The sequence below is a fragment of the Curtobacterium sp. 260 genome (assembly GCF_030803485.1).
Classification (GTDB): Bacteria; Actinomycetota; Actinomycetes; order Actinomycetales; family Microbacteriaceae; genus Curtobacterium.
In genome coordinates this window covers 54,706-67,129 of the sequence record NZ_JAURUY010000006.1, presented here as the reverse complement: position 1 = coordinate 67,129, position 12,424 = coordinate 54,706, and the positions used below count along the sequence as shown (strand labels likewise).

13 protein-coding genes are annotated in these 12,424 nt (G+C 72.1%); 8 read left to right on the top strand and 5 right to left on the bottom strand.

The genetic code is table 11. The features are described 5' to 3' along the window. Positions 1-59: 59 nt before the first annotated feature. Positions 60-953 carry an alpha-E domain-containing protein gene (locus J2X59_RS09270; protein WP_326496473.1) on the top strand — a complete coding sequence of 298 codons (894 nt, stop codon included), beginning with the start codon at positions 60-62 and terminating at the stop codon, positions 951-953. A gap of 139 nt (positions 954-1,092) precedes the next feature. Here J2X59_RS09270 and J2X59_RS09265 read toward each other — a convergent pair whose 3' ends face one another. Beyond that, positions 1,093-2,439, bottom strand: a complete 1,347-nt coding sequence (locus J2X59_RS09265) for an MFS transporter (protein WP_066652228.1) — start codon at positions 2,437-2,439, stop codon at positions 1,093-1,095. Continuing rightward, entirely contained in the window at positions 2,436-2,855 is a 420-nt protein-coding gene (locus J2X59_RS09260; protein ID WP_066652230.1) for a MarR family winged helix-turn-helix transcriptional regulator, read from the bottom strand. Before J2X59_RS09260 ends, J2X59_RS09265 begins: the two co-directional genes overlap by 4 nt. A 118-nt stretch (positions 2,856-2,973) precedes the next feature. On the opposite strand from J2X59_RS09260, the gene J2X59_RS09255 reads away from it, so the two are divergent. Next, on the top strand, positions 2,974-3,726 hold the full coding sequence (locus J2X59_RS09255; RefSeq protein ID WP_326496472.1) for an SDR family NAD(P)-dependent oxidoreductase: 753 nt from the start codon (positions 2,974-2,976) through the stop codon (positions 3,724-3,726). Between the two features lie 214 nt (positions 3,727-3,940). Here J2X59_RS09255 and J2X59_RS09250 read toward each other — a convergent pair whose 3' ends face one another. Beyond that, a complete protein-coding gene (locus J2X59_RS09250) occupies positions 3,941-4,882 on the bottom strand; it encodes an acetamidase/formamidase family protein (RefSeq protein WP_326496471.1) in 942 nt (313 codons plus the stop codon). 126 nt (positions 4,883-5,008) lie between these two features. Between J2X59_RS09250 and J2X59_RS09245 the strand changes: the two genes are divergently transcribed. From J2X59_RS09245 to J2X59_RS09230, 4 genes are all read left to right on the top strand, one after another. Then, complete coding sequence (locus J2X59_RS09245) at positions 5,009-5,878, top strand: alpha/beta hydrolase (protein ID WP_326496470.1); 870 nt, start codon at positions 5,009-5,011, stop codon at positions 5,876-5,878. Between the two features lie 83 nt (positions 5,879-5,961). Next, positions 5,962-7,011: a lipoate--protein ligase family protein gene (locus J2X59_RS09240; protein WP_326496469.1), complete on the top strand. Its 1,050-nt coding sequence runs from the start codon at positions 5,962-5,964 to the stop codon at positions 7,009-7,011. A 42-nt stretch (positions 7,012-7,053) separates the two neighbouring features. Next, positions 7,054-7,575 carry a hypothetical protein gene (locus tag J2X59_RS09235; protein ID WP_326496468.1) on the top strand — a complete coding sequence of 174 codons (522 nt, stop codon included), beginning with the start codon at positions 7,054-7,056 and terminating at the stop codon, positions 7,573-7,575. A gap of 119 nt (positions 7,576-7,694) precedes the next feature. Next, the gene (locus tag J2X59_RS09230) at positions 7,695-8,024 is read left to right on the top strand and encodes a hypothetical protein (RefSeq protein ID WP_326496467.1); all 330 of its coding nucleotides are present in this window, start codon (positions 7,695-7,697) and stop codon (positions 8,022-8,024) included. Between the two features lie 18 nt (positions 8,025-8,042). Here J2X59_RS09230 and J2X59_RS09225 read toward each other — a convergent pair whose 3' ends face one another. Then, the gene (locus J2X59_RS09225; RefSeq protein ID WP_209679875.1) at positions 8,043-8,327 is read right to left on the bottom strand and encodes a GNAT family N-acetyltransferase; all 285 of its coding nucleotides are present in this window, start codon (positions 8,325-8,327) and stop codon (positions 8,043-8,045) included. A 79-nt stretch (positions 8,328-8,406) separates the two neighbouring features. Here J2X59_RS09225 and J2X59_RS09220 point away from each other — a divergent pair, with 79 nt between their 5' ends. Together J2X59_RS09220 and J2X59_RS09215 are read left to right on the top strand one after the other, a co-directional pair. Continuing rightward, positions 8,407-9,303: a DNA-methyltransferase gene (locus J2X59_RS09220; protein WP_442781424.1), complete on the top strand. Its 897-nt coding sequence runs from the start codon at positions 8,407-8,409 to the stop codon at positions 9,301-9,303. Between the two features lie 67 nt (positions 9,304-9,370). Further along, entirely contained in the window at positions 9,371-9,877 is a 507-nt protein-coding gene (locus J2X59_RS09215) for a hypothetical protein (RefSeq protein ID WP_326496466.1), read from the top strand. A gap of 89 nt (positions 9,878-9,966) precedes the next feature. On the opposite strand, the gene J2X59_RS09210 is transcribed toward J2X59_RS09215, so the two are convergent. Then, positions 9,967-12,390 (bottom strand): MDR family MFS transporter, encoded by a 2,424-nt coding sequence (locus tag J2X59_RS09210; RefSeq protein ID WP_326496465.1) that lies wholly within the window; start codon positions 12,388-12,390, stop codon positions 9,967-9,969. Positions 12,391-12,424: the final 34 nt, after the last annotated feature.

The following is a 12,424-nucleotide window of genomic DNA, read 5'->3' as shown; positions in this document are numbered from 1 at the left end:
CGGTCCCGAAACACCGCCGCAATGCCCGCTCGGTAGCTTCGCCGCATGCAGGAGCCGACGTGCTGAGCCGACTCGCGGGGAGCGTGTTCCACGTCGGGAGCGCGGTGGAGCGCGCCGACGTGGTCGCGAGGATGCTCGACGTCTACGTCGTCCGGCCCGACGCGGGTGTGGTCGAGGAGGAGTCCACGGTCGGCTCCGTGCTGCACCGCGTCGTGGGTGCACGCGCGCCCGCACGACGCCGTGAGCGTGCGGCCGTCGTCGAGTCGCTCGCCCTCGACCGGCACGAACCCGCCTCGGTCGCACACGCGGTCGGCGTGGCACGGGACCACGCCCGTCGCGCGCGCGAGGTCGTGTCCACCGAGCTCTGGGACTGCCTCGACGTCACCCGGTCGCGCATGCCGCGCAAGGTCGCCGTCGACCGGGCGCACGAGTTCCTCGCGTGGGTGCGGGAACGGAGCGCGCTGGCCGTCGGCGTCGTCGAGGGTGACGTCAGCCGCGACGAGGTGTGGGAGTTCTTCACCCTGGGCAGGTCCCTGCTGCGGTGCGGCCTCACGGCGCGGTTGCTGGCGTCGTCGCTCGTCGATGCGGGGTCGGCGGCGTCGTGGACCACCGCGCTGCGGGCGTGCGGTGCCGGCGAGGCCTTCCGGCGGGGGCGCGACCACCACGGCGTCGATCCGCGGGACGCCGCCGGGTTCCTCCTCCACGAGTCGCACAGTCCGCGGTCGCTCGCGTTCCTCGCGGCGCGCGCCGACGACTGCCTCGCGGACGTCGCGCCCGCCTGCGTGGGGGACCAGGTCGCCGCGTTCCGGGTCGCGCGTTCGGCGCTCGGACGCGTGGAGGTCGGTGCTCCGGGCCGGATCCGAGCCGCCGCCGAGGGACTCGCCGCCGCGGTCGACGCCGTCGTCGCGGCGCTCGAGGACCGCGTCTTCACGGTCGCGACCCCCGCGCGCTGAGCTGCGGTCGTCGGGCGGGGCAGAGGGCCGGACGGGAGGGCCGTGGCGGGCTGGCACCGTGCCTCCCGGCCGGCATCCTGTCGCGGTGCGCGCGTGGCGGGGGTGGCCCGTGCCTCCTGGCCGGCGACGGTCCCGACGCTCAGACCGAGCTGGACCGGTCCGCCACCGCCTCGTCGCGCTCCAGGTCGCGCCGCAGCGCGGCACGCGACGCCCGCGTGCCGACCACCGGCACCGCATGCGTGACCGCGAGGTGCAGTCGGGCATCGGCGTCGTACCGCAGCCGCAGGTGTTCCCAGCGGACGAGCCAGACCAGGGCGATCGCGAGCGCGACGAAGCCCGACGCGGCTCCCACCACGATCGCCCAGCGTGGCCCCCACGCATCGGCGACGGCGCCCACCACCGGGGCGCCGATCGGTGTGCCCCCGGCGAAGATCGCCATGTACAGCGCCATCACGCGACCGCGCATCGCGGGCTTCGTGGTGGTCTGCACGAGCGCGTTGGCCGTGGTCATGAAGGTGAGCGAGGCCAGGCCGACGAAGACGAGCACGACCGCGAAGGTCCAGTACGTCGGGGCGAGGGCCGCCGCCGTGCACGCCAGGCCGAAGCCGGCCGAGGCGACGACGAGGGTCCGCATCCGCGGGCGGTCCCGCCGGGCGGAGAGGAGCGCGCCGGCGACCGAACCGATCGCCATGACGGAGTTCAGCAGGCCGAACTCGCCGGCACCCTTGCCGAACTCGACCCGCGCCATGGTCGAGGTGAAGATGGGGAAGTTCACGCCGAAGGTCCCCACGACGAAGATCATGCAGAGCACCACGATGATGTCCGGACGGGTCCGCACGTAGGTGAAGCCGGCGAGGATCTGCCCCTTCCCGCGCTTCGCGCGCACGCGTTCGGCGAGCTGGGCGGGGTCGACGAAGCGGAGCGCGACGAGGACGGCCAGGAACGAGCCGGCGTTGATGACGAACACCCAGCCGGACCCGATCGCGGCGATGAGCACGCCCGCGACCGCGGGCCCGATGAGCCGGGCGGCGTTGAAGGACGCCGAGTTGAGCGCGACGGCGTTCGAGACGTGCTCGCCCTGCACGACGTCGGAGACGAACGCCTGACGGATCGGGGTGTCGAACGCGGCGACGATGCCGAGCGCCAGGGCGAAGCCGTACAGGGACCACAGGGTCGCCGTGTCGGTGAGGACCATGATCCCGAGGCCGAGCCCGAGGGCGCCCATGAGTCCCTGCGTCAGCATGAGCATCCGCCGCCGGTCGAAGCGGTCCGCGGCCAGGCCGGTCAGCGGGAGCAGGAGCAGCTGCGGACCGAACTGCAGCGCCATCGTGATGCCGACCGCGATCGCGTCGTTGTCGGACAGCTTCGTCAGGACGATCCAGTCCTGGGCGGTGCGCTGCATCCAGGTGCCGACGTTGGAGACCAGGGCCCCGGCGAACCAGATGCGGTAGTTGCGGGTGGACAGGGAGCGGAACAGGGCGGTCACTGCTGGGCAAGCCTCCTCATGATCTCGGTGGCCTCGGCGAGGGTGCGGCGCTCGGTGGCGGTCAGGGTCGTGAGGCGCGGGGAGAGCCAGTCGTCGCGGCGGCGCCGGGTCTCCTCGACGAAGGTCGCTCCGGCCGGGGTCGCGGCGAGCAGGACCTTGCGGCGGTCGTCGCCGTGGTCGACCTTCGACACGAGGCCACGGTCCACGAGCACCGCGATCGACTTCGTCATGCTCGGCGGTGTGACGCCGTCCTGCCGGCTGAGCTCGGCGAGGGTCATGGCGCCCTCGCGGTGCAGTCGCGCGAGGGCCGAGAACTGGCCGTCCGTCATGCTCGCGTCGACCTTCTGCGCGCGCAGCGTCCGGGACAACCGGGCCACCGCGACGCGGAGGTCGGTGGCGAGTGAGGTATCGGGCACGACCGTTAGCCTACCTCATTAGTTCAGCGAACGAACTGGTCTGCGCGAGGTGTACGCTCTGTGTGCAACACGTGTTGTTTTGTGCACGATCGACGGAACGTCGAGGAAGAAGGAGAACATGTCCGAGTTCGAGGGCAGGGTCGCCGTCGTCACCGGTGGCGGCAGCGGCATCGGGGCTGCGATCGCGAAGGAGCTCGCGGCCGCGGGCGCGCGGGTCGTCGTCACCGACATCAAGGCCGAGGCCGCGCAGCGGGTCGTGGCCGAGATCGAGGACGCCGGGGGCACCGCGAGTGCGTTCGAGGCGAACTCCGCGGTCGTGGGCGACAACGAGCGGATGGTCCAGCACGCGGTCGACACCTACGGCGCGCTCCACCTCGCGGTGAACAACGCCGGCATCGGTGCCGCTCCCCAGCCCATCGGCGAGTACGACGTCGAGGCGTGGGACCGGGTCCGCGCGGTCGACCTCGACGGCGTCTTCTACGGGCTCCGCTACGAGATCCCGGCGATCCTGGCTGCCGGTGGTGGCGCGATCGTGAACATGGCGTCGGTGCTGGGGTCGGTCGGCATCGCGCACAACGCCGCGTACGTGGCCTCGAAGCACGCGCTCGTCGGGCTGACCAAGGTCGCGGCGCTCGAGTACACGGCGCAGGGCGTCCGGACGAACGCGGTCGGTCCCGGGTTCATCGACACCCCGCTCGTCCGGTCGTCGCTCTCCGCCGAGGAGCTCGCGGCGCTCGAGGGTGAGCACGCGGCGAAGCGGCTCGGCACCGATGCCGAGGTCGCAGCGCTCGTGCTGTTCCTGCTGAGCGACAAGGCCTCGTTCATCAGCGGCAGCTACCACCTGGTCGACGGCGGGTACTCCGCGCACTGACCCCGGACACGGAGTGCCGTTCCGCGCGTGGGAGGACGAACCGCGCATCGGGAGCAGGAACTTCCTGCCTCCGACGCGCGGTTCGGCATCCCAGGTCGGGGGCGATGGGCTCGAAGCGGCGGACGGGAGGCGGGGGGGGGGGGGGGGGGGGGGGGGCCCCCCCCCCCCGCCGCCTCCCGTCCGCGCCCGTCCGCGCCCGGGCCGCGTCGGGCGCTCAGCCTGCGTCGGGGGCGAGGATCGCGTCGTGGGGGAGCAGCGCGTGCACGCCCCAGGTCCGGTTCGCGACCTGGGTCACACGCATGCTCACCGCGACGCTCGCCATCGCCAGTGCCTGCCCGCGGGTGATCCCGTGCAGCCCGACGATCCAGTCGACCATCCGGTCGAGCGCCGTCGTCGTCGCCGTGTTGAGGTCGGCGTCGAACCCGAACGTGATGCGGCCGGCAGGGGTGTCGGCGTGGACGCCCTCGACCGGGGCGTGGTCGAGCAGGGACAGCGTCATCGTGGTCGTCATGCCGCACTCGACCGCGGTGCCGGAGACCTCGCCGTCGCCCTGTGCGGCGTGCCCGTCCCCGACGGAGAGCAGCGCGTCCGGCACGGTGACGGGTAGGTACAGCGTCGCGCCGGCGACCAGTTCGCGGCAGTCGATGTTGCCCCCGCCGAGCGGACGCGGCGGGATCGTCGAGTGCTCCCCGGTGGGCTCCGGCGGCAGACCGACCACGCCGAGGAACGGCGCGGTCCGGACGCCCAGCCCGAGCTGGTTCCGCGCCGTGCCGGCGTCCGCGGCGACGTCCCAGAGCAGCGGCCCGCGCGACGCCGCGCCGACGAGTCCGAGCGCCCGGTTGACCGGGGTGTCGACGCCGCCGGACCCGGTGTAGCCCCAGTCGTCCGGCACCAGCGCATCGAAGCGCACGGCGAGCACCTGTCCGGGTCGCGCTCCCGTGACCGCGATCGGTCCGACCAAGCAGTGCCCGCGTCGCGGATCGAGGAGCGTCGGTGCGTCCGCCCCCGGCGCGGCCAGCCGTTCGGTGTAGCCGGCGGCGCTCAGCGTCCGGGCGGTCACGGTGTCGCCGTCCTCGACGCGGAGCACGGGCTCGCGTTCCGCGGTGAGGACGTCGACAGCGGTGTCGGGCGAGGCATCGATGCGGTGGGAGGTCACCGGTCGATCCTCCCAGGCGTGCGGCGTTCCTGGTGGACCTGGGCGGGCTCCGAGCCGGCTGCGTGGACGCCGGACGGACACGCCACGGACCGCCTGCGCCGCCCCCACGTCTGCGAGGATCGACCCGTGCCCACCTTCTCCGCCGCTCGAGGGGACTCCTCGTTCACCGACGCGCACGGCGTCGAGATCGTCTACTCGACCTGGCGCGCCGCCAGGCCGAAGGGCATCGTGCAGATCGCGCACGGTGTCGGGGAGCACGGGCTCCGGTACGAGCCGCTGGCGCAGGACCTCGTCCGAGCCGGCTGGACCGTGCACGCGAACGACCACCGCGGGCACGGCCGGACCGGTCTGGCGCAGTGGGACGGGGACCACACGCGGCTCGGGCGGCTCGGCCCGGGAGGGCTGCGCGCGGCGATCGCGGCCGTGGAGCAGATGAGCGACGTCGCCCGCGAGCAGGACCCCGGCGTCCCGCTCGTGCTCGTCGGGCACTCGTGGGGGTCGCTCATGGCACAGCGGATCGTGAACACCTCATCGGAGCGGTACGACGGGGTCGTGCTCTCCGCCACGGCGTACCGCCTGCCCGGGTGGATGAACAGCGGCGACCTGAACGCCCGGCACGCGGGCTCCGGACCGACGAAGTTCGAGTGGATCACGCGCGACCGGGCCGTCATCGACGCGATCGCCGCCGACCCGCTCGCGGTCGAGGCCGACGTGATCAAGCTCTTCGGTGTCCGTGACGCCGCGCGGCTGCTCGGCGTGCCACGCCGAGGCATCCCGCACGACCTGCCGATCCTGCTGCAGGTCGGATCGGACGACACCCTCGGAGGACCCCGTTCCGTGGAGCGGCTCGCCCAGGCGTACCGCCGTCGCGGTCGGCTGTCCGACGTCCAGGTCCACGTCTACGACGGGGCGCGGCACGAGGTCTACAACGAGACGAACCGCGACGAGGTGGTCGCCGACCTGATCGCGTGGCTCGACCGCCACGTGGCACGCTGACGCGACGGGGTGCCGGACGGGAGGCGCGTGGCGGCGGTGCCCCGCGCCTCCCGTCCGGCCGGTGGCGGGCGTAGGCTCGCCCTGTGCACGGTGAGTACAAGGTCCCCGGAGGCAAGCTGGTCGTCGTCGACCTCGAGGTCGTCGACGGGAGCATCCAGGAGTTCCGGCTGGCGGGTGACTTCTTCCTCGAGCCGGACGACGCGCTGCCGTTGATCGACCAGGCCGTGGACGGCCTGCCCGCGACCACCGACGCGGCCGGCATCGCCGCCGCGGTCCGCACGGCGCTGCCCGAGGGGGCGGTGCTGCTCGGCTTCACACCGGAGTCGGTGGGGGTCGCCGTCCGTCGCGCGCTCTCGCGGGCGTCGACGTGGCAGGAGTACGACTGGGAGATCGTGCACGAGGGGCCGATCAGCCCGAACGAGCACCTCGCGCTCGACCAGGTCCTGACCGAGGAGGTCGGTGCCGGACGTCGCGGTCCGACCCTGCGCATCTGGGAGTGGGACCAGCCCGCGGTCGTGATCGGGTCGTTCCAGTCCTTGAAGAACGAGGTCGACCCGGCCGGTGCCGCGAAGTACGGCGTCGAGGTCGTCCGCCGCATCTCCGGCGGCGGCGCCATGTTCATGGACGCCGGCGCGATCATCTCGTACTCGTTGTACGTGCCGACCGACCTCGTGCAGGGCATGACCTTCGCCGACTCGTACGCCTACCTGGACGAGTGGGTGATCGAGGCGCTGAAGTCCCTCGGGATCGACGCGTACTACCAGCCCCTCAACGACATCTCCTCGACCAAGGGCAAGATCGGTGGCGCGGCGCAGAAGCGGCTCGGCACCGGCGCCCTGCTGCACCACGCCACGATGAGCTACGACATGGACGGCCAGAAGATGGTCGAGGTGCTCCGCATCGGTCGCGAGAAGATGAGCGACAAGGGGACGACCTCGGCCGCCAAGCGTGTCGACCCGCTGCGTTCGCAGACCGGTCTGACCCGAGCCGAGATCATCGACCGGCTGATCGGAACCTTCACGAAGCTCTACGGGGCGCACGAGGGCCACGTGACCGAGGCGGAGCGGGCCCGCGCGCGGGAGCTGGTCGAGACGAAGTTCGCGACGCGGGAGTGGCTCGAGCGGGTGCCCTGACCGAGCAGTGACGCCCACCGGAGCGCCCTCTATGCTCGGCGCATGCCTCGTCCGAGCCGTCTCCTGTCCGCCACGGTCGCAGGACTCGTGGTCCTCGGGGTCGCGACGGCCTGCTCGTCCGCACCTGTCTCCGGACTGCTGTCCGACGATGCCGACGCGACACGGGCAGCAGGACTCGACCGGTGGGGCGACGCGATGAACGCGGCGCTGCTCGACGGGGACCGCGGCTTCGGGTCGTCGAACGGAATCGACCGCGGCGCGGCCGGGACGGAGACGCCCGCCGGCGACTGGGACCTCCTCGTCGCCTGCAACGGCGTCGACGGCAAGCGCCTGCGGGTGTCCGTGGGACCCGACGGCCGTCACGAGGTCCTGCGCACCGACGTTCCGTGCGGCCTGGTCACGAGGGTGCCGGTCACGGTGCCGCGCGGCGGCGGGCTGACGGTCGAGGTGGAGCCGCAGTCGGACGCGAGCGATGCCGTCCGGCACGGCGACGTCGTCTCGTACTGGTACGTCTCCATCGTGCACCGCGGCTTCGAGCCGGAGGCGACGGTCGTCGTCGACTGATCCGCACGACGGACACCGGTGGGGAAGCACGCGAGCAGTCCGCCGGCGCGGCGGACCGATCGCCAGGATCATCCGCGCGGCGGAGGCCCTGGCCGGTCGACTGACGTAGCGTCGGGACCGTGAACTGGTTGATCCTCCTGGGGGCGGTGGCCGTGGCGGCCGTCGTGATGTGGGTCGCCGATCGCGTGGGGTGGATCGACCTGTCGAACAAGGCCACACGCAGCGGCGGATCCGGCGGTGTCGGCGCGATGATGGACGAGGTGTTCGCCCCGACCCGTCACGAGACGCAGGCCGAGTACGAGCGGCAGTCGCGCCTCCCGGAGGAGGTCCCGACGCCCGCCGACGACGACCACGACCTGCTCAGCGGCACCGTCCTCATCCGTGTGCCGTCGGTCGGACACGGCGGACGGCACGAGGCGCGACCCGGCACGCTCGACCGCACCTACTGAGCGCGAGCACCTGCCGCGCTAGCGCGTGGTGAGCTCCTGGTAGTCCGGGTGCCGCTCGATCCACGCCTTGACGTAGGTGCAGAGCGGGACGACCCGCAGGGACCCCTCGCGGACGTCGTCGAGCGCGTGCTGGACGAGGATCGACGCGTGGCCACCGCCGCGGTGCGCGGGGTCGACCTCGGTGTGGGTGAAGCGGATCTCGTCGCCGTCGACCTCGTACGCCGCGAAGCCGATGACCTCGCCGTCCTCGACCAGGGAGTACTGCTGCGCGTCGGTGTCGTTGCGGACCTCGGGTGATGCCATGCAGGGGACCGTACGCCGTCGGACGTGGTGGGGGCTGGGTGCGGTCGGGCGTCGGTCCGCACTGCGGGAGGATGGTCCGGTGCGCAGCATCGACGACTCGAGCCCCGACCTCGTCGTGCTGGGCGACAACCTCGACGTCCTGCCGACACTGCCCGACGCGTCGTTCACGGTCGTCTACCTCGATCCGCCCTTCAACACCGGACGGAAGCAGCGGCGCCACGCGGTGACCGCCGAGCGCCGGACCGCCGGCGACGCCGGGACGATCACGGGCTTCCGTGGTCGGACGTACGAGCGGATCCGCGGCGACCTGATGCGCTTCGACGATCGCTTCGAGGACTACTGGGCGTTCCTCGAGCCACGCCTGCTCGAGGCCTGGCGGCTGCTCACCGACGACGGCACGCTGTACCTGCACCTCGACTACCGCGAGGCCCACTACGCCAAGGTGCTGCTCGACGCGCTCTTCGGCCGCGACGCGTTCCTCAACGAGATCATCTGGGCGTACGACTTCGGCGCGAAGTCCCGCACGCGCTGGCCGACCAAGCACGACACGATCCTGGTCTACGTGAAGGACCCGGAGCGCTACTGGTTCGACTCCGAGACGGTCGACCGCGAGCCGTACATGGCGCCGGGACTCGTCACGCCGGAGAAGCGCGAGCGCGGGAAGCTGCCGACGGACGTGTGGTGGCACACCATCGTGTCGCCGACCGGCAGCGAGAAGACCGGCTACCCGACGCAGAAGCCCGAGGGCGTCCTGCGCCGCATGGTGCAGGCGTCGTCGCGCGAGGGGGACTGGGTGCTCGACTTCTTCGCGGGGAGCGGCACGCTCGGTGCGGTCGCTCGTGACCTGGGCCGGCGGTTCGTGCTCGTGGACGACAACCCGGTGGCGGTCGACGTGATGCGGCGCCGGTTGCCGCACGCAGCGGTCGAGTCGGCGGTCGGTTCGGCGGTCGTGCCTCCCGTCGCACAGGAGGGCTGAGCGCCTGCCGCCCGGAGCGGCCAGGATGGATCGGGGCGGACGCGTTGCGCCCGGGGAGACGGGGGCGATGGCGGCGAAGAGGGTCCGCACGGCTGCGGACGGACTGATGGTGGGTGCACTCGCCCTCACGGCCGGGTGCACGGGCGGGACGGGTTCCCCGTCGTCGCGGCCCGAGGACGCGGAGCGAGCGGGGCAGCAGTTCGTGGACGACTCGGCCAGTGCGCTCGGAGGGGACTGGACCGTGGAGGAGGGCCCACGGCTCGGGACGTGCACGGACGAACGCGGCAACGGCGAGGGCGTGCACTCCACGATCCTGTCCTCGCGAGCCGAGCGCGGCGACGTCGAGACCGATGTCAGCACCCTCACCACGCTGTGGAAGCGCGCCGGGCTCGTGACGGAGCGCTTCACCAACGGGGACGGCAGCTACTCCGGACTCAACGGCAGGGGCGCCGGGACCGCGGACATCGCGTTCGACTCGTCCGACCCGGGCGGCGGCGACACGATCAGTGCGACCTCGGAGTGCGCCGCTGGCAACTACGTCGAGCTCCGGGAGCAGGAGCGCGGGCAGCGCTGACGAGCGCGGCGCCCGTCCGGGCGGGACGACGGAGGCGACACCCTCGACGTCGTACGACGTCGACGATGTCGCCTCCCAGCGGCGGCGGGCTACTCCGCCGTGTGTCGCCCGTGGTGCTCGGCCGTGGTACCCGGCGGCGTGGCCCCGTCCGACGCGGCGTGCGCCGGGTGCGTCCGGATGGTCGCGGTCGTGGCCGGAGGCTCGTCCACCGGTGCCGCCGCGGCGTGCGCGCCGTGCGTGGTCGCGTCGGTGAGCGGTGCCCGCGTGCCGCCCTCGGGGTCGTGACCGGCACGGTCAGCTGCACCCGTGTCGGAGGCGAGCCGGTCGGCGGGGGAGGTGGTGCCTCCGGACCGGTCCTGCGGCTGCTGCACCGTGACGTCGGGCGAGGTCGGGACCGCCCGGACCGACCCTGTGTCCGGGGTGACCAGCGAGCCGGTGTCCGCCGCCGCCTGCTGCGCGTCCGCTGCCAGGCGGTCGGAGTCGCCCTTCGCCGCGTTCGCCTGTTCCTGCAGTGCAGACACCTTGCGGAGCGGCGGGACCCGGAAGAACCAGGTCAGGACGAAGGCGAGCAGGATGACGCCCAGCCCGACGGAGTAGACGACGACGGCCGACTGGCTGAACCCGACCAGGAACGGACGGGTGAGCCGCTGGTCCGCACCGTTGAGGAACGACGTGTCGCTCGTGGCCGAGCCGGCGGACGAGCTGGCCGCCGTGTCGCCGTTCTCCAGCTGGTCGACCAGCTTCGGCGCGACCTCGTCGACCACGGCCTTCCGCTGGTCGGCGTTGCTGTAGTCGATCTGCAGCGTGCCGTCGACGACCTCGGCGTTCGCCTTCGACGCGGCGGTCTCGAGCGCCTGCTGCTCGGCGGCCGACTTGTTCGCGGCGACCTGCTCGGCGATGACCGAGTCGGCGGAGGCTGCGGGGATCCGGCCGGCGGCGACCTGCTGCTGCACCTGCGCGGTGACCTGCTTCGTCACGGCCTGGTCCGCGGCCTGCTTCGCCGCTGCGGCACCCTGGTCGAGACCCTGCTGCACGTTCTGCTGCACCGGGTCGACGATCTTCGACCAGATCTGGTCCATCACGCCCTTGTTCTCGGACGCGCTCGCGACCGAAGGGGTGAGCGCGGCGGTGAGGGCCGGCTTGAGCGTCGACTCGTTCTGCATCGCGCCGGTGATGTTCGTCGGCATGAGCGTGAACAGGACGGACAGGAGCACCGCGGTGCCCATCGTGCCGCCGATCTGGCGGAAGAACGTCGCCGCACTCGTGGCGACGCCGATGTCCCGCGGGGAGACCGAGTTCTGCGCGGCGAGGGTCAGTGTCTGCATGAGCTGCCCGAGCCCGAGACCGATGCCGAACATGCCGAGCATGAGGAACCAGAGGGGGCTGTCGGCGGTCAGGAAGGTGAGGAGCGTGAAGCCGATCGCCGTGAACGCGGTGCCCGTGATCGGGAAGGCGCCGTAGCGGCCGGTGCGCGAGATGATCTGACCCGAGGCGATCGAGGAGATCATCAGACCGAGCACCATCGGCAGCATGGCGAAGCCGGACTCGGTCGGGGTGACGCCCTTGACGATCTGCAGGTAGAGCGGGATCGTCAGCATCGCACCGAACATCCCGAAGCCGACGAGCACGGACAGGACCGCGGCCATTGAGAACACCCGCGAGCCGAAGAGCTTGAGTGGGAGGATCGCGTCGTCGCCCATGGAGCGCTCGACGATCACGAAGGCGACGAGACCCAGCGCGCCGATCGCGTAGCAGGCGATCGCGCCGGGGGAGTCCCAACCCCACTCGCGGCCCTGCTCGGCGATGAGGAGCAGCGGGACGAGGGTGACGATGACCAGCGAGGCGCCCCACCAGTCGATGCGGGGCTTCCCGCGGTCGCCGAACTTCGGCAGGTGCAGGAACGTCGTCACCATGAAGAGCGCGATGATGCCGACGGGCACGTTGACCAGGAAGACCCAGCGCCACCCGCTGACGAACAGGATCTCGGACGCGCCGGCGAAGAGGCCGCCGACGAGCGGCCCGATGACCGAGGAGATGCCGAACACGGCGAGGAAGTAGCCCTGGTACTTGGCGCGCTCGCGCGGGGCGAGCATGTCCCCCATGATCGCGAGCGGCAGCGACATCAGGCCGCCGGCGCCGAGGCCCTGCAGCGCGCGGAACCCGGCGAGCATGAGCATCGAGGTCGAGAACGACGCGGCGAGCGACCCGAGGATGAAGATGCCGATCGCGGTGAGGAACAGCGGGCGGCGGCCGAAGATGTCGGAGAGCTTGCCGTAGATCGGCGTCGTGATCGTGGACGCGATCAGGTAGGCCGTGGTCACCCACGCCTGCTGGTCGAGCCCGTGCAGGTCGTTGCCGATCGTGCGGATGGCGGTGCCGACGATGGTCTGGTCGAGCGCGCCGAGGAACATGCCGGCCATCAGTCCGTAGATGACGAGCAGGATCTGTCGGTGGTTCATCACCGCGTTCGAGGACGTGGTGGGGGCCGCGGGTGCGGTCGCCGTCTGGGTCATTCGGTCTCCCGTGCGTACTGGTGCTCGCGCGTCG